Origin of the sequence: Blautia sp. 210820-DFI.6.14 (assembly GCF_020558815.1) — a bacterium.
GTDB lineage: Bacteria > Bacillota > Clostridia > Lachnospirales > Lachnospiraceae > Blautia_A > Blautia_A obeum.
On the sequence record NZ_JAJCKS010000005.1, the window covers coordinates 20,897 to 39,382 of the forward strand.

Below are 18,486 nucleotides of genomic sequence, written 5' to 3' on the forward strand. Positions count from 1 at the left end.
ATCCCCCCTTTCAACCAATGGCCCTGAGAGGGATATGGTTATTCTCCAGAATCTTCATGGATTCCAGAATTAGTTGATCACACATATAAGTGCTAAATTCTCCGATGTGTGCTTCCTTGGCAGTCAGACAGAATTTATCAGCAATCCAGCGGTAAGCCTCCGATTTCGTAAAGATGTGGTTTAGCCATATCTGGTCAAACACCCGGTGTGCTTGGATCCTTTTTTGCCGAAGCTCTTTGTTTGCCAGTTTTCCTTTGGCATTGGTAGTGCCAGGATGAACTCCTACATAAGAATTACACTGTGGGAAGTGACTGCACACATAGAGTTTTCCATCTTTCGCTTTATTTCCATATACATAGGACGCATCCCTTAAAATTGCGATGCTGCCGCAGTATGGGCAGCGGATTTGTTTCTGTTTCATAAAGATTCACCTCGCTTACGTGTTTTATACGTATATTGTAAGAAAGCAGGTGATGAATTCCCATAGGATGGGCATAGAAACTACTCCCAGATTCGGACTAAATGGCACAAAATGGCAGAAAATCTAAGAATAGAACAGTGCCTTGATAAGCGGAAAGAAACCGCTGTCTGCAAAACGTGAGTAATTTACTGGTGTAAAGATGAACCCTGCACAGAAAATCCGGATGACATAAACAGAAATCAGAGCTATACATAGCCGATACAGATTTCTGGTGCGTTTGTTCCAGGGCTTTCTCGGACGAAACTTCAGGTACAGGATTAAAAGTGCAGGAATAAAAATAAAGTTCGTAAATATTGTATCGATTCCTTGAATCATAGCAGTGAAATTCAACATAAAATCGCCTCCTTTCTTATCCTGTACGCAGAAAGTGCCAAAAGTGCAACCTTTTACCAGTGATAATGAGATGCTTCCTGGTGCCGCAGTAAAGCAAAACAAGGACATGGCTTATCGGTCAATGCTTCTTTTGCAAAGTAGAGTCCATATAAAGACTGAAATTGTTCCAGTGTTATGGCGGATAGACATTCCGTTGGTTCCGGTATGCGGGAGAAGAGCATACGGGCATCTGCCATGGGCAGGACACATGGACTGCCGTTTTCATCTGGATGATATAAGAAGTGTGGGCCATTACAATAACCTGGGGTTTTACAGGAAACACAGCGAACATAAATACAGGAATGCCAATTTCCATCACAAATATCTAAAAAATGCCGGATGTGTTTGGCATCGGCATTACAACGAGATTGTTCCATATTCATCACCTTTATAGCAGGCAGCCGTAATAAGCTGCCTGTGAGCATATCTATTGATAGTTACTTATCTTTTTTCCGCTTACGGATATATAAGATACCAAATCCTGCAGCAAAGAGGAGTGCGGCACCTGCCAGTAAAAGATAAGGAAGAACGGTTGTTTCATCTCCGGTCTTGACTGGTTTGGAAGGTTCAGGTGTGTCTTTTGGAGCTTCCGTAAGTTTTATCGTCTGTCCTTTATCGTCCAGATCCTCATGGGAAGCAATTTCAAGTGCTGTTTCTCCTTCAAGGGAAAAAAGTTTTTCAAAAACGACTACATCATGTCCAGCCAATGTGCTTCCATCAAAAGTGAAGATGACTTCGACAGAACCATTGGAATCCTTTGGTGTAAATTCTGTTTCTGCCGTGACAGGTTTTCCATCAATCATAACTTCCTTTTGGGTTGTTTTGTCCATCAGTGTGCCGACCAGTTTGTATGGAGTATCCGGAATCAGATTTTGGTAGGATACGGTGTCAATGATGGTTACTTCTTTCGTAGCAACGGCTTCCTGATCCCCATCCGCTTTGTCCTTCGCAGTAGTTCCAATTCCTGGGAAGTAGATAGACTGTTCATGGTCTTCTATATCGGCGTGAACAGCAATCTCTTTTTCCTGATACGTTAAAGACTCAAAGACAACAATTGTTTTGCCGGACAGGATGCTGCCATCAAATGTAAAGGTAAGTTCAATACTGCCAGAGGCATCTTCAGGAGTAAAGGTCGTAGTGGCAGTAATCGGTTTACCATCTGCCTGAAGAGGCTCTTTTGTCTCTTTGTCCATCAAGATACCGGTAAGTGCATACTCTTTTCCTGGAATTAGGTTACTATATTTAACCGTGTCAACGATGGTAATCTCTTTATCGGTTTTGGTAAAATGATCTCCGTCTGCTTTATCTTTTGCAGTAGTAGCGATTTCTGGGAAGTAGATGGTCTGCCCATTATCTTCAAGATCTGCGTGTGTTGCAAATTCTTTGCCGTCATAAGTAGCAGATTCAAAAACAACTACGGTTTTTCCGGCAAGGGAGGTCCCATCAAAAGAAAAAATCACATCTACCGTTCCAGAGGATTCTTTAGGAGTAAATGTGGTTTCGGCAGTAACCTCTTTCTTATCTATTTCGACAGGTTTTCCGGTTTCTTTATCCATAAGGGTTCCAGTCATAACATATTCTTCGCCGGGCAGAAGATTTTTGTAAGCTACCGTATCTACAAGGGTAACTTCTTTATCTGCTTGGGAAAGATTCATATCTGTTTCCTTATCTTTTGCAGTGGTCCCGATTTCTGGGAAATAGATAGTCTGATCCTGATCTGTAATGTCCGCATGAACAGCCAGTTTTAAATCCTCCTGGTACAGTTCCTCAAATACTACGATTGTTTTGCCCTTCAGAGAAGAGGCATTGAACGTAAAGGTCACTTTTGCAGAACCAGAAGATTTTTTTGGTTTGAAGGTGGTTTCTGCTGTGACAGGTTTTCCATCTATTTCAATTGGCTTTCCGGATTCCTGATCCATCAGTGTACCGATGAGCTTATAAGACTGTCCCTTCTTTAAGCCTTCGTATTCTACGGTATCAACCAGAGTGATTTTTTCTTCTGGTTTGGCAAAGTGGGAGTTGCTGTCTTTGTCAAGGGCAGTAGTTCCAATGGTAATCTGATCATCCGTTAAAGTTCCCATATCCACGACTACGTGATTTTTGTATACAGAGACCTCAATTTTTAAGAGGTTCATACCTTCATTGGAATCGCAGCGTTGTTCTTCCAAAATATAGGTATCATAAATCAGGGCTCCTTTGGCATCATCAGGTTTAGAAGCGCCAAACCAGATTCCGTCTTCAGAAGTTTCCCCACGATTGGTATTTGTAGTGTGCTTATTCCATTCTGAGGAAGTACTGGCATAGCCATTTTTGTCTGTTACAATGGTATGACTTTCTCCTGTAGTTTTGGAGGTAATGGAAAATGGGACATTTGCCAGCCGGTTTAAATCTCCGTCAGAGACCTTTACGAATTCTAAATCGCCACGGATTACCTGATTGGAAATCGCTGTTTCTTTTGCAGTTAAATCCAAAATTTTCCCATTTTCTGTGATATGAAACTCCTGAGAGAGTTTGCCCTCGTTCAAATAACCTTCCGGTGCTTTTGTCTCATCAACCCGGTAATGACCATAAGGGAGCGTATCTTTTTTGGTGGAAGCAAGCCCCTTTTCATCTGTCTTCAAAGTGAGAACTACTTGATCTTTTTCGTAAAGGGTTCCATCCACAAGAACAGGATTTGGACCAAGATTGGTGATTGTAAATTCTGCATCCTTTAAAGAAGCATTTCCCTGTGGTTTGGCTTCTCCTGTTTCCAGATCCCGTTTTTGGATTTTGACACCGCCACGGATAATCTGGTTAGAAACAGAAGTCTCTTCTGTTGTTAAATCTACGATTTCTCCATTTTGGGTGATGTCAAATTCAAGAGCCTTTGCACCATCGGTTAGGTATCCGGAAGGCGCTTTGGTTTCTTCTATCCGGTAATGTCCAAGGGGCAGGGCATCAGCGGCACTTGCAGCAATACCATGTGTATCCGATTTGATTGTAAGCACTGCCTGACCATTTTCATAGAGCTTTCCACCTACCCATACTGGCTGTTTGTTCAGAGTGGTAATGGTAAATTCGGCATCTGCAAGAGATGCGGTTCCTTGTGCTTGTGTTCCCTGAGTTTCCAGATCCCGCTTCTGAATTTTGACGCCGCCTCGGAAGACCTGTTCTTCGACAGAAGAAGCGTTATAAATAGAGATAGTTTCTTCCGTACCGGTACTGGTGATTTGCTGCACGAAAACAGATTCGTTTGGAAGATAGCCGGCAGGGGCTTTGGTTTCCTGTACGGTTACTGTACCCAGTGGGAAGCAGACGGTCTTTCCATCACTGGCATAGAAAAATTCATCCCCGGATACCAAATAATCTTTTGTAAAATGGATTTCTCCAGAGGCATCTGTTTTCAATATCCAGGTGCGAACCGGTTTCTTACCATTTGCTCCGGGATCGGTAGCTGACTGCTCTGTATAGAATTTTATTGTAAATTCGGCATTGGCGAGAGAGCCGGTTCCCTGTGCAGAATTTTGCTGTGTGTCAGCATCCAGCTTTTTAAGGAGCAGTTTTACGGGATTATTTTGAGGAATATCCTTTACTTTTACGGTAGATGTTCCTTCTGCTTTTACCGTAACATTATGGGCGGAAGTATCTATAGCAAATCCTTCTGGGGCACTGATTTCTTTAACGGTGTAACTTCCTTCTGCCAGTTCTTTGGATTTTGCATATCCTTTTTTATCGGTAACAAGAGTTTCTACCAGTTCTTCCCCTTTGTAGATTCCGTATTTGGCTCCTTCTAAAGAGTAATTGCCATTTTTATCGGAAATATCGGTATTGGCAGAGGATTTCTGCAGTTCGATAAAGCCGTTTGGAACCTGATACCAGCTTCCTGCAAAAGTTTGGGAAGCATCGCCAGGAACGATAAAAGCACGGAAGGATTCTGGTGGGGCAGGAAGCCCTTCAATGGCGTTGGCAACTTCCAATGCTTTGTCAATATAATTTTGAGGTGCGCCATGGAAGGCACCGGTGTCCCCGTTATTTCCAGCGTGGATATAGGAAACGACCAGATGACCAATGACATAAGAGTTGTCATCGGACCATCCTTGGAAATATTGATCTTTTATGAGCTTTTCGTAGCCGTATCCACCATTGACATAGTAGAGTGCTTTTCTAAGTGGGGAATCCTTTCCTAAAAGATTATAAGGATATTGTCCGGAAGCAGGTGTTTTCTTTAATGGTTCAACGCAATAAGCCGTATTATTACCATCAAAACTCATGCGGGAAGTATAATAGTCCCCGTATGGAATTTTGGCTCCTGCCGTATAATCAATGGTTCCATCTGCAGCATAAGCGGTATGGGCATTGAAAAAGAGTGTGCTAAGAAACATCGTGACACAAAGAAAAAGGGCGGTTAGCCGGATATGAGGTTGTTTTGCTGGTTTTAACATAAATCTCCTCCTTTGTTAAAAAGAAAAGCAGCCATATTCGGGCTGCAGGTAACATTAACCGACTTTTTTATCCTGGCGTTTCAAGATTTCCAGGAGTTCCTGTCGGTCTGTGGTAATTAATTCTTTTTCCAGGTTGGAAGCTTTAAATTCCACAGTGATATTATTGTTGTTTGTTGAAATCAGTCCGTTTCCACGTTGGAAATGGGTGATATTCATAACTTCGGTTTCGGAAAGACGAAGAATGGTTTTTACACGTTGTGCCTCTTCATCTTCCATGTTAAGAATAATTTTGGTTTTACAGTTATTGATAATGCCTTTTCCATATTTTCCGTCATCCAGAGCAAAAAAGTCATTAAGGTCTTGGGTTGCAAAAATACCGGCACCAGAGTATGCCCGGATGATCTTGGCAATCTCCAAAACGAATTCAGCGGCCAGGCGGTTACTGGAGGCACCGATGAGCTGCCATACTTCATCTACGAAAATGGCTTTTTCTTCGGTACGGTTTTCTTTGGCTTTATCCCATACATAGTCCAGAGCAACAAACATCCCTACCGTTAAGAGATCACTGGAGCCAGTCAGCTCTGAAATGTCCAAAACGGTATATTTATTGGTCAGATCTACATTGGTCTGCTGGTTAAAAGAGGAAGCAGAGCCATGGACAAGACGGTTCAGGATGTGAGCCAGCCGTTTGGTATCTTCAGTTTCCATCAAAACATCATATACATCTCCAAGAATTGGCATCGCTTTATAATGATCCGGGTGTTTGGGATCAATGAGGGATTCATTCTTATGGGTGATTCCCTTTCTTGCATAGGTTTTAATCAGTGCTTCGTCCAAAAGCTGTTTTTCCTCATGGCTCATATCTGGAATGAGCAGAGAAAAGAAAACGTGCAGACGTTGAATCTTACTGGCTAAGGCAGATGCGTCTAAAGTTGGACCGTCCAGCAGCTCATTGACAGAGTTATCTACTTTTCGGATTTCCATGACATTGATGCAGTTTTGGCTGGCAGGAGAAATCTGGATAAAGGTTCCTCCTACATTTCTGGCAGCCCGATAAAACTCATGACCTTTTAACGGTGCGATGATAAATACCTGGATTCCTTTACGCCGCATACGAAGTGCCATAGTCTGCATGGTAAAGGTTTTTCCGGATCCAGAAGTGCCAAGAATCGCAATATTGGAGTTTTTATATTGTTTGGAGTCAAAAATATCAGCAATCACTAAAGAGTTGTTATGCTTATTTACTCCAAATAGGATGCCGTTGTCATCGCAAATGCTGTAGCTGACGAAAGGATAGCAACTGGCAGCTCCGGTGGTTAAGACATTTCGTTTTGAGAGTTCATAGAGTTTTTTATCCAGGTTTACAAGAGGAAGGGAAGATAAAAATCCCTGTTCTTGCAGGAAGTGACAAGACCGCAGATCCATATCCTGTGAGATGAGAAGTTTTTTCATCTCCTGAATCCGCCATTGCAGTTCTTCCAGATCACCTGCCGTAATTGTAATCAAAAGATTCATGTAATAGAAATCTTCATTATTAGCAAGTCCCTGTTTGAGGAAATAGCCGGAACGGATGGCAGAATCCAGATCATCAAAATCCGCATTGGTATCAGAGGCATCTTTGATCTTTGAACGGTTGATCCTGATTTGCTGTCCAAGACGTTGCTGGATCTTATCTTTGGGCTGTTTATACAGAAAAAAGTCAATGTCAATTCCTTCGCCAGCATTGATAAGCAGGGACAGCCAACCTGGCATTACTTTTGCTTTGTAACCATCGCACGGCACCAGCAGGTAAGAATGGTAGATGCCATTTACCAGCACATAGTTGCTGTGTTTAAAGTCCAAAGACTCTGGTGCAATGAATTCATTGATATGGATGTTATCCACTTCCTGCTCACGACCAGATTCCATATAGCGGGTAAGTACCTGGTTAATCCGTTTTGGCAAAGGTGTTTCGGTACATTTGGTACGGTTCAGTAAAGTGTAGAGTACATCGGTTGTAAACTCATCTTCATTGTCATGAACCAGCACATCGTTGCCGCATTGATATAGAAAGGTTTTTGCGGTCTGTGCAGCAGTTTCCAAAGCTGCCAGGATTTCCTTTTCCTCCACCTTCCGATTCACATTGAAAGGTTCGTATTCAAAGATTAGGAAAAAACGTCTGGAAACCGCTTCTCTGGAACTTAACTGCCGGACAAATTGGATATAGTCTTTTTGTAACTGCCGGCAGTTAGGATCTGATTCCCGTTCCATTTCCAAACGGGACTGTTCCAGATGTTTGTTGATATCCGCTTTTTTGGAGATCATCTTAATCTGCAGTTTCACAGGACTGATTTTTAGGTAGGAGATGAAGCTGAAAATGATCCCCTGTTGTTCCCTGGCACTGCGTAAGAGAAAATTGATCGGTTCAATCTCCAGGATTTTTACATAACGATGGTCTGTCGTGTAGATAACACCATTGGCAATCTTATCAATAGGAAGATAATCTTCCAAGGTGATTTCTTTTCGCTTTTTCTTTTTGCTTTTCCCGGAAGCAGGAGGCTGGTTGGAAGCTTTATTCGCAGTTCTTTCTTTTTTTCGTTCCTCCGAAAGTTGCTGCTTTATCTGTTGTTTTTCAAGTTTTGCCTGCCTTTTCGCACTTTTACGTGCAGCGGTTTGTTCTTTTTTTAATTGTCGGGACTCATATTTAAGAATCCGGATGTCTTCACGAGCCTGTTTGCGTATTCCACGTTTTGTAGAAGTGTCAAACTGCCGGCGTTCTTTTTTTTTAATAGCAGAGGATTCTTTTGTCTCCTCTTCGGAAGACATCTGTGAGCAGTTCTTTTCAGAAGAAGATTCTGCAGGTTGTTTTGGATGCCGTTTGCGTTTCTTGGTTTTTGGTTCTTTGTTGCGGGGCTTTTTTATCCGGTACTTTTTTTTCGGCTCCGGATGTACATCCATACGGTAAATAACCCGGCGGTTTTTCAGAAAACGCAGAGCGTTCATTAAAAACGCAGTAATGCTTTCTCCACCGATTCCAATTAGAGAAATCATAGCTGCAGGCAGAGCAGTCATACAGAGAATAATAATCCTGACAGTGAGTGTCAGAGGCAGATTGATAACAGGAATGGTGATCAGGATTGCCAGGACACCGCCTTCGATGGCATTACGGATTTTAAACATTCCGCCCATAAAGGTCCCTTTTTCTATAAAATTGCGAGGGATGAAGACAGGATGTTGTTCTTCAGTATTGTTCATGGCTGCACCTCCTTTGGTTCTTCCATGGAAGGAGTTTCAGGAACTTCTGTGACAGGGGCAGCTTTTTCCGAATTCACGGAGGTATCGTCATAACCTCCTTCTTGCAACTGTTCAATTTCCTCTGTTGTGATGGAAGGAAGTTTGTCATCTGTCGGACGTTCATAGATGATTTCTTTTCCAGAATCAGGGGTACGTTCCTCACCGAAAAAGAATCTTCCAGTAGGGGAAGTGTAGTACACAGGAAGAACGGACTTATCCGGAAGCTGGAACAAAAAATTAATATCAGAAGCATTGGGATAGGTAGTATCATCAGCAAGGAAACGGATGGAAGTTAGAGACATCTGTTTTACGTTTTTAAGATAGGAGGTCAGTTCTTCCTGAAAAAGTTTCACCTGTTCCTTGGAGAAAAAGTATTCCAAAGCTTCAAAATCCTGAAAGCTTATGGATTCGTTATTTTCTGCTTGTTCTGTCTCGGTATTTTCATTATTATCGTGTTGAGTATTTTCTGTCTCGGATTTTTTGTTTCCTTTTTGGGATTTCCAGATGGAGGGAAAGACAAATCCGATGATAATTAAAAAGGCCATCATAAAGATAGCCAGAATTACTTTTTTTCTGTTCATAAGTGTCTCCTTTATTTTTTAGCGAAGATCCAATAGGCATTTGCGGTTGCATGCACTTCCGTCATCATATCGAATTCACGGTTGATGTAGTTTTTGGAGGAACTGTCATTGGGATCATTGACTAATACTTTACCTCCAGCCGTTACACCACGAAGGACAATAAAATGTCCGCCACTGGTAAAAAGCCCAGCTCTTTGGGAACTGATGACCGGATGACCTTCAGATAAAGCCTGAAGTACCTGGTTGGGATCACTGGTCTGTGTGACAGTTCCACACCCAAAATGATCGGACGCTGCCTGGAAATAAGACCAGTAAGTGCCGACTCCTGGTTTGTAATAGGAATTTCCGCACCAGGATATTGCATCAATAGGTGTAATGGTAGTGCCTGTAAGATAACTGGCAATCATAGCAAAGCTTGTCGGACCGCATCCGCTGCTGGCGATGGAACCCCCGCCGTATGGAATGTTTCCATAGTCTGTCTGGAGATAGTGTGGAATCTGCATGCCGTTTGCGGGATAGCTGCCGCCACTGGCAGTAATTTGGTAATACCGAAGGACATGCTCCACATATTCTTTATCACCATACCGGTCATAAGGCCAGCTTGGTCTTGCACACATCATATCAGAGTAGGCAATCGCATTTTCTTTGGTATATCCACCGTCACGCTCCATTGCCCAGTCAATGTATGCAGAACCGTAGTTGTAACCCTGAAGAGCCAGTTTAATCCGGTCTAAGTCCGTAGGTCCGGTACAGCCGGCTTTGTCGAGGGCATATTTTAATTCCTGAATACCACATTCAATGGAGTATTCAGGATCTGTAATCCCATTTGGCACATGGGGATAGCGGGTATTAAATCCACCTTCCGCTGCTTGCATAACATCCAGCCCTCGTCCGCCAGATTCCTGCATCATGACTGCCAGAATTAAATCCACATAATCACTCATACCATATTTCGCAGCGGCTCTTTCTACAGCAGGGCGGTAGGACAATACCTCATCACTAAGATTGATAGCAGCTACTATGCCGGAAGAAGCAGTTCCAAAGAAAGCAGTCAGATTTTCTGCATAGTTTTTGGCAAGTTCTTTCTGCTTGTCTGTAAGATGGAATACATGGTCTGCAAAATAGGAATCCCCAGCATAAACAACGGTATAGGTGTGTTTCGTAAAAGTAACCGTCTGTGTTTGTGCCTGTCCCTGTTCTGTGCCGGCTTCTCCTTCTGCACCGCCATCAACGGTAACTTCCATGGTAACTGTTTCGGTTGCTACATCATAAGAAAAAAGTCCTTCTTTGTTTTCACGGATGAGTTTCTTTAATTGGTTTAGGTTGATGTTTTTATAGTCATCCTGGCTGGCACAAAATTGTGAAATCAGCAGATTGGCATTGACGGAGATGCTGTATGTATAGGGATCATTGATGGATGCAGTATCACCTTGTGGAAGACGGGAAATTGCTGCATGGATCTCTGCCAGAATGTCTTCATGGCTTTCTTCTAACACTTCAACGATGGCTTCACGGGAAGCACGGATGTTTTCACTGATCATAGAGTTGCTGTTTAGTACATCACTTTGCTCGGTCAGGCTTCCAAAGATCAGACCAGGGAGCATCACAATAAATAAAACCGGGAGCAGCAGTATGGCGAGAATAACAAGAAGAATTTTAGCGAGCTGATTCCGGTTGGCTATGACGGCTCCAATTGCTGCTGTGAAAGGTCCGCCAAGGGCGGCACCATATCCTGCTTTGGAGAAAGTGGCTGCTGTTTTTAAGGACTTTAGGTGAGAAACGGTACTGGAGCCTACATCCATTGCTTCGTCAAGTCCAGAGCGTTCTGTATCCATTACTAAATCCGATCCTTTCTTGGAGGAGTAGGAGGAAGCTTTTGGACAATGGATTCGTTGTAGGCTATTTTTCCATCGCCAGCATCATAAGGGATTTTGGATACCGTATTTTCGGCATATTGCTTGTACCAGGTAGCTCCGTCTACAGATTGCACAGTTTCATAGGTTCCCTGGGTAGGAGCCGTATATTGATCGGCATGGTACATAGCAAATTCCCGGCTGTCCCCATTGGAACCGGACTCAACTCCTGTTATCCTGCCGCCGCCAATCTCAACATTGGTATAGGAATGATCCGTTTTATCTTCATTTTGAATTCCCATGTAGGATTGAAATGCAGAAACAGCTCCATCACCTTTGATTGAGCCAACTTGACCATAGTTTCCTTGAGCAATATTGCTGATAACGTTATTAGCAAAATCTCCGCCCTTTTCAAGGGAAGACTGATAAAGTGCATTTCCGATACTTGGTCCTTCGGTATATCCGGTGGCTGCATTTACCGCAGAACGCTCTGTCTGCCTTCCAACGGCTCCGGCTAATCCTCCGGATAGGAAAGAACTTTGTACTGCAGCACTTCCGGGAGAGGAAGAATGGGAACTGCTATGGCTTCCACCGCCATGCCCCCGAAAGGAACTTGCAAGACCTCTTCCGGCGATTAAAAGTTCAGCCATCATATTTCCACCAGTATTTCCAACATTGACTCCCAGACTTGCCATAAAGCTGTCAATCTTTTGAGAAACCTTCAAAAAAGCAATGGCACACAGAAACCAGATAAAGACATTACCGGTGACCGTTTCTTTTCCCTGTGCATCTACAGCTTGCTGTACCTCTGCTTCTGTGAGTTCTGCGGCAAAGACCGGCATGGATGTTACAAGAATCAGACAAGAAATCAATAGCAGGCTGCAGAGCAGTGTTTTCTTATGTTTCATAATCTCCTCCTTCCTAGAGTGATAAAGGGTTTGCAAGGAATGTTCCCACCATGGAAGTAAACAGCCGCAAACACCAGGCGTTCATTAAAAGCAAAAAGAACTGTCCGCCGAGCATACGGCACCAGCTCTTAAAAATATTTCCAGTAGCCTGGGAAGCACCTGTGGAAAATGCAACAGGTGCGGTGTAGACCAGAACTCCAAGCAGTATATAACGTTCCGCAGCTTCAAAAAGCAGCTTGATGTAATTCCAGGCAAGGATCAGTACCAGTATGAGGGCAACAATGGCAACAGCACCGTTGGCACATACTCCCAGGATGACTGTGATTACAGAATTAAACTTGGCAAATTCCAGTGGTGGAAGATCTTCAGTCAGAATCCAGCTATACGGGGTTCCTGCAATATTCAATAGAAGATCCACAATGTCTTTGGCATAGAATGTCAGGAAAAGGAACATAAATGTCCGCAGTGATAATTTGATTGGATCTTCAGCGTCAATCCCTGTCCCCATAAAATAATTCTTAAAAAGCTGCCAAACCCAGTTTAAAAGGATGAGTCCGATAGCCAGTGCCAGAAAAATCTGGTACATTGTTTCCGCTGCTGGAAAATACCGGAGAAAAGTATCCATGGAACATCCCAGTGCACCCAGAACAGAAGTAGTAATCAAATCCAGAATGTTCATGACCTGTTCGGCAATCCATTCTACAATTCCGTCAAGTATTCCCATGACAGAGCCACCTCCTTATCTGCATTATCCATTCCACTGCCCGCCGGCAAAGAACGGAGTGATGTAAGCCATGATAAATCCCAGACCATTGAGAATAGCCCATGTAATGATGATTCGTTTGAGCCATGCCCTGGATTCATCCACGGTTTTTCCGGATTTGGAAAAATTCATCAAAAGCAAAGCAACCGATGCAGTTACAACAGCCGCAATGGTGGAAATCAGGATAATCTGGTTATATACGTCTTTCATGATTTCTGAAGCTTTGTCCCAGATGGTAGCAGCCATAACGGGTTGTACATTACAGGCAATCAGAGTAAAGACAAGGAAGGCAGTATAGAGATATTTGCCATAGTTCCAATGATGTTTCATGCCCGGTGGTGCTTCTTTGTGAGTATGGTTTTTCAAGTAAATGAACCTCCTTCATAAAAAGAGGGCAAAGTGAGATCTTTCACTTTGCCCTGGCTTATAGTTTTCCTGCCTCATAGAAGCTTCCGTCCGGTCAATACGGAGGAACGCTTATTCTATATTTAGTTGTAATACTCCTTTCCATGCACGAAAAAACGCAGCTTGCACCAGAGAAGAGGCATTCCCTGGAAAGCTGCGTTTTCGCTACATACAATTTTGACAGTATCATTTTAACATGGGTAGATTTCCCTGTAAATCGCAGAAGTGTGCCAAGTTGGGACAAAACATAAGAAATAAATATGCCATATAGGAAGAAAAAAGTTCGATTTAGACAAAAAATATGGGCAAAATATAGAAAATATTGTAATGTGGGAAAAACAAAAAATAATCAATTTTCTCAATAAGAGTCTAATTAGAATATATAGTGTTGATTATTATGTGTGGTAGAGTTATGAATTCACTAATCTTGGAACTGGTAGAACAAAATTATCAATCGGGAGGCAGGTTCTATTTTACAGAATAGTGGATCTTAAAGGTTGACTTTATGGTTTAGGAAAAGTATTAAAATGTGCTAATAATTATATTGGAATGGTGAAAATAAATATGATAAGTGTTAAAAAACTAATAGAGTATATTTCCATGGAATCTATTATAAAAAAACGTATAGTAATTCGACTTGATGAAAATAAAAGTTTGACAGAGATACCAGAAGGGATTGTAGAACAAAAATGCTTCTACAAAATTAATTATTATCTTTTTCTATTTATTGCTTTATCAAGTAAACGTAAAAACAAGATCATAATAGATATAAAGCAGATATCAAACTTTATTTGTATTACTTGGTACTATGAATACCATAATAATAAAATTCTATTATCATTATTTTTAAAAATATTAAATAGAAATTTTAAACGAAATGATAAGTACATAGCATATTTAGATAATAAATTTTTTATGTGGCTATGCTGACTTGATTTTTAATTTTATAAAAATTAATGAGGAGATAAAACATTGTATAAATTATTAAAGGATAGTTTAAAAATAAGAAGATACCTTCTAGTAACAATTTTAGTAATACAATTCATATCGGTTATATTATCTACTTTATTACCGTATATGAACGGAATGTTTGTTGATATGCTTATAGACATAAAGAATGTTGAAGAGGTCATAAAATACGCAATAACTATTGCTGGGGTGGGGATTATTTCACTATTTTTGTCATATATATATAACTTAAAAATAATGAAGGTTAAGAATAATATTTCATTTGAAATAAATAGTCGGGGCATACTCCATCTGCAGAAAATTCCTTTAGAGATTGAATATGAACCTACATATATGACGCAACGCTTAAATTCGGATAGTAGAATAGTGGTTGATTTCTTTTTTGATAAAATTATTACTGCTACTATTAATTTATTCGTAATGTTTTTTCTGATAAGTTTGTTATTTTATTTAAGTAAACCGATTTTTGGGGTTACAGGAGTATTTATTCTTATATATATTTTTATTTATTTGCTTTTAAAAGGGGAAATTTATGAAAGAAATTACAAATTTAAGGAAAATCAAAGTGATTTTTTTAATACGTTGAATGAGCAATTAGTATTACGTGAAGAAATTAAAGTGCATTCTATTTTTAATATATTTGGAAAAGTTTTAAATAGCAGTTATAAGAGTTTTTTTTGGCATGCATATAAAGCATATCAAGTTGGACTTCTATTTCAAACATTGGATCAAATTGTTTGTGTGTGTTTCCAAGCAATAACCCTAATATTGGGAGGGGCATTAGTTTTGAAAGGTCAATTATCAATTGGCCAATATACAATAATTAATATATATTTTTTAAATCTTTTAACGCTGATTAAATACTTTTTCGGATTGGGAAAAGAATATCAAGACGTGAAAAGTTCTATTGACCGTATAAATGAAATTTTTAGTATTCCGCTTGAAAATAATGGGACAGTCTGTCTGGAAAAAATAAAAGAAATAGATATAAAGAATTTTTGTATAAGAAATCTTTTTTGCTTTAACGAAAAGCTAGAAGTGAATAATATGTATGTTGTTACTGGAGAAAATGGGATAGGTAAAACAACATTTTTAAAAGGAATGTTGGGATTATTTAATGAATATACAGGGAATGTTTATTATTCAGATGAAAATTTAGGGAAAATAGATAAATTCTATTTAAGGAAAAATAATATATCAGTTATGCTACAGAATGAAAAAGTTCCATATATGAATGTCGAAGAATATTTATGTAAATTTTTGGATAAGAATTCTTTAAAGAAAATTAAAGACGAAATAATACAAATAGGTGGAGGAGAATTATTAAATAAAATTCACTTAGAAGAGCTAAGAAAGAAAAATTTGCAGCAGATTTCAGATGGAGAAAGACAAATAGTTTTATGTTTGAGAACTATTTTGAAAAAAGCAGATATATATTTGTTGGATGAACCTACCACAAATCTTAGTATAGAAATTGCTAATTTATTTTTAGATTTTTTATTGGAAATAAAGAAGAAAAAAATAGTCTTAATAATAAGCCATGACGAAATGGTTATTAATAAAGCTGATATGAAAATAAAAATATCTAAAAATTTAGTAGAGAAGGTGAAAATAATGAAAACGTAGAAATATTGCAGCATTTAGTATTGTGTAGAAAAGTGAAACATTTGCAAGGCTTTATGAATAATTCAATATTATATAAAATTTAGAACACTAAAGTAGTGGAAAGGAGAAAGATGTATTGTGCATCTGTATAATGGGAGATGGGTAAATATTATAAATATAAAAATTTAGAAGAAAATAGGTTCCAGGAATTTGATAAAAGTGATATTTTATCAGGACCATTACACATAGCGATAGATATTACTAATAAATGTAATGCAAAATGTTTGCATTGTTTTAATAGGAGTGGGAACGGATTGTTGCGTAACGAGATTTCAGACAGAGAAATGTTAGAAATATTTAAAGAAATAGCAGTGATAAAACCATTTTCTACATGCTTTTGTGGAGGCGAACCAATGATGAAATATGATTTAGTTTTGCGAGCAACAGAAGTCTTAAAAAATGGTGGAGTCCCGAATATAGCAATGGTTACAAATGGTTGGTTTTTAACTAAAGATAGAGTAATAAGTTTACGAAATGCTGGTCTTACACATATACAACTTAGTCTGGACGGAAAAGATGCAAAAACGCATGAACGTATGAGAGGGATTAATGGAATTTATGAAAAAGTATTGGATGCTTTAAATTTTATTGATGATGCAGGAATTTCCTCGGCAGTTGCTTTTAGTCCGACACAATTTAATATCAAGCAATTTCCAGAGGTAGTTGAATTGCTTCAAAAATTTGAAAATCTAAGGGAAATTAAAGTTCAGCCTTTGATGCCATTGGGAAAAGCGGTTGAAGGAAAAAGTGAATTATTTGCATCGGAAGAGGAATATAGAGAATTAGTTGCATATATCGAAAGATTTAACGCTAAGAGAGATTATAATAACAAGTTTAGAATAGATTGGAGTGATCCTTTAGATCATCTCAGAAGATTTACTACATTAAATTTTAAAAATAATATATTTTCAGAGATAAAGTCAGATGGCAATCTTACAGCTTCAGCTTATATTCCAGTAACAGTGGGAAATCTAAAAAGACATTCTCTAAAAGATTATTGGAAAGCAGGATTAGGAAAAGTTTGGGATATTCCTGTAATTAGAGAACTTGCGGAGTTTGTGGTTTGTATAGAAGATATGAAATACGATTTACAAGAGCTGCCGAAAATTTTTTATGAAGATAATATTGAAATAGATTTAGTAGATGATGATATAATGCATCATCTTGAAGAATTTACACTTGAAAAATTATATAAATAGGAGAGAAAGATGTTTGATAGAAAATGTAAAGATTGCATAGTTTTGAAAAGGATTAAAAATGCTTTTGTTAGAGAAGAACTAAAAAACAGTGAATTGATAATTCAAAATGGTAAAACATACGATGATGCTATTATTATTAATGAGCAAGGAAAGGAAATCTTAGAATTTATAAATAATAAGAGAACAGTAGAAGAAATAATAAATTTAATGATACAAAAATATCCAGAGGTAGAAAAGGACGTGGTAGAGAACGATGTGTATTCTTTTTTATATGAGGGAGAAAGGCGAGAAATTATTAAAGTGAGAGGAGTAGAAAAAATGTATAAAGGACACGACATAAAAAGAATAAATGATTTTGAAATATATAGATGTAGTGAAGGTGATTTAAAGTTAATTTATAAAATTTTAAACGATCAAGATACTATTTTAGATATGAGAGATTATAATACACCTGAAGAATTGTATAATGCAATCAGTATTCGTGCAAAAGTATTTATGTATGTGGAAGATTATTATTTACTTAGAAAAGAGGATGAAATCTATGGAGTTATTAGTATTGTAAATGGAAAAGTTTACATAAATCAAACATCATTTATAGGAAAGATAGTTTTAACGAAGAGTTTCAACCAGCAAGTTTTAAAAGATTTTATTGGCAGTGTTTTAATCAATTATAAAAATGAGGTGAAAAAGGATAGTAAAAAGATACGTATTAGTTTTGAAAATAAAGATACAGAGATATATAAAGAGCTTATTCAGAGCTTAATAGAATTATCTTTTATTAAAGTAGCAGAATTAAAAGATGAACTGACAATTGGACAAGATGTACTAATATACGATTATTTTTATTAAGTCTGTTCCTTGGACGAATTAAACGATAGTATGGTAATACCTTACTGATTGTGAGGAATATTAACCATAAATACTTTTCAGTAGGAGGTGATACGTATGTATGAAAGTCCGGAAATGTACAGTTTGGCTCAAGATGGACAGAGAGGATCTGTAGCAGCCAATACAAATTGGGTAGGAAACGCTGAGGGCGTAGCCAATGCTATAGGATATGCAAATGCGGCTGTTGCAACATTGGCAGGTGTTGCAGTAGTAGTATTAGCAGTTGTTGGAGCTGTATTTACAGTGAAATGATGGTGAGCTAGTGGAGAGAGTTTAGACAGAATATTATTATTGAAATGAGGTTCTTCTAACTCTCTCTGAGTAGAAAAGGAGATAATTATGAGTAATTTAGAAATATTCTTCACACTTTGCATTCCAATTCTGCTTGTTGGATTAGGAATGGGGATGAAAACAAAGACGCCAAAAAAAAATAGGTGGATTGGTTGGAGGACACCTGCGGCAATGAAAAATGAAACCATTTTTAAGAAAGCCAATATATATGCTGGTAAAATTATGTTTAGATATGGATTTGTAATTTTAATATTAACAAGTATAATTGATATTATATTAAGATATGAAAGCATAGGTTCATTTATTACTCCATGGGTTTGTATGGCACAAATAATTATGTGTGTTTTAATGATTAGAAAAATCGAAAGAAAAATTAGAAAGTTTTGAAGTGTTTTATAAGCATGTATAAATAATTAT

Annotated in this window: 14 protein-coding genes; 5 read left to right on the forward strand and 9 right to left on the reverse strand. The window is 38.8% G+C overall.

All coding sequences use genetic code 11. From position 1 onward, the window contains the following. Positions 1-10: 10 nt before the first annotated feature. The 9 genes from LI112_RS05935 to LI112_RS05975 form a co-directional block, all read right to left on the reverse strand. Positions 11-421, reverse strand: coding sequence for a zinc-finger-containing protein (locus tag LI112_RS05935; protein ID WP_004223692.1), 411 nt, complete (start codon positions 419-421; stop codon positions 11-13). 123 nt (positions 422-544) lie between these two features. Beyond that, complete coding sequence (locus LI112_RS05940) at positions 545-814, reverse strand: hypothetical protein (protein ID WP_005340350.1); 270 nt, start codon at positions 812-814, stop codon at positions 545-547. A gap of 476 nt (positions 815-1,290) precedes the next feature. Continuing rightward, entirely contained in the window at positions 1,291-5,274 is a 3,984-nt protein-coding gene (locus LI112_RS05945; RefSeq protein ID WP_118064635.1) for a VaFE repeat-containing surface-anchored protein, read from the reverse strand. Between the two features lie 54 nt (positions 5,275-5,328). Then, positions 5,329-8,508, reverse strand: a complete 3,180-nt coding sequence (locus LI112_RS05950; protein ID WP_138270784.1) for an ATP-binding protein — start codon at positions 8,506-8,508, stop codon at positions 5,329-5,331. Further along, entirely contained in the window at positions 8,505-9,128 is a 624-nt protein-coding gene (locus LI112_RS05955; protein WP_118064631.1) for a DUF5038 domain-containing protein, read from the reverse strand. The genes LI112_RS05950 and LI112_RS05955 overlap by 4 nt, the downstream gene beginning before the upstream one ends. An 11-nt stretch (positions 9,129-9,139) precedes the next feature. Continuing rightward, positions 9,140-10,963: a lysozyme family protein gene (locus tag LI112_RS05960; RefSeq protein ID WP_117942315.1), complete on the reverse strand. Its 1,824-nt coding sequence runs from the start codon at positions 10,961-10,963 to the stop codon at positions 9,140-9,142. A 2-nt stretch (positions 10,964-10,965) separates the two neighbouring features. After that, the gene (locus LI112_RS05965; protein ID WP_015526852.1) at positions 10,966-11,889 is read right to left on the reverse strand and encodes a hypothetical protein; all 924 of its coding nucleotides are present in this window, start codon (positions 11,887-11,889) and stop codon (positions 10,966-10,968) included. A gap of 13 nt (positions 11,890-11,902) precedes the next feature. Continuing rightward, positions 11,903-12,613, reverse strand: a complete 711-nt coding sequence (locus LI112_RS05970) for a conjugal transfer protein TrbL family protein (protein WP_055151488.1) — start codon at positions 12,611-12,613, stop codon at positions 11,903-11,905. A gap of 24 nt (positions 12,614-12,637) precedes the next feature. After that, positions 12,638-12,982 (reverse strand): fimbrial protein, encoded by a 345-nt coding sequence (locus LI112_RS05975; RefSeq protein ID WP_117942482.1) that lies wholly within the window; start codon positions 12,980-12,982, stop codon positions 12,638-12,640. Between the two features lie 1,047 nt (positions 12,983-14,029). Between LI112_RS05975 and LI112_RS05980 the strand changes: the two genes are divergently transcribed. The 5 genes from LI112_RS05980 (at position 14,030) to LI112_RS06000 (ending at position 18,456) form a co-directional block, all read left to right on the forward strand. Then, positions 14,030-15,652 (forward strand): ATP-binding cassette domain-containing protein, encoded by a 1,623-nt coding sequence (locus LI112_RS05980; protein WP_117942317.1) that lies wholly within the window; start codon positions 14,030-14,032, stop codon positions 15,650-15,652. A gap of 137 nt (positions 15,653-15,789) precedes the next feature. Continuing rightward, the gene (locus tag LI112_RS05985; protein WP_117942318.1) at positions 15,790-16,890 is read left to right on the forward strand and encodes a radical SAM/SPASM domain-containing protein; all 1,101 of its coding nucleotides are present in this window, start codon (positions 15,790-15,792) and stop codon (positions 16,888-16,890) included. 9 nt (positions 16,891-16,899) lie between these two features. After that, complete coding sequence (locus tag LI112_RS05990; RefSeq protein WP_117942319.1) at positions 16,900-17,739, forward strand: PqqD family protein; 840 nt, start codon at positions 16,900-16,902, stop codon at positions 17,737-17,739. 96 nt (positions 17,740-17,835) lie between these two features. Continuing rightward, entirely contained in the window at positions 17,836-18,030 is a 195-nt protein-coding gene (locus LI112_RS05995) for a hypothetical protein (protein ID WP_117942320.1), read from the forward strand. An 87-nt stretch (positions 18,031-18,117) separates the two neighbouring features. Next, the gene (locus LI112_RS06000; RefSeq protein ID WP_117942321.1) at positions 18,118-18,456 is read left to right on the forward strand and encodes an SdpI family protein; all 339 of its coding nucleotides are present in this window, start codon (positions 18,118-18,120) and stop codon (positions 18,454-18,456) included. Positions 18,457-18,486: the final 30 nt, after the last annotated feature.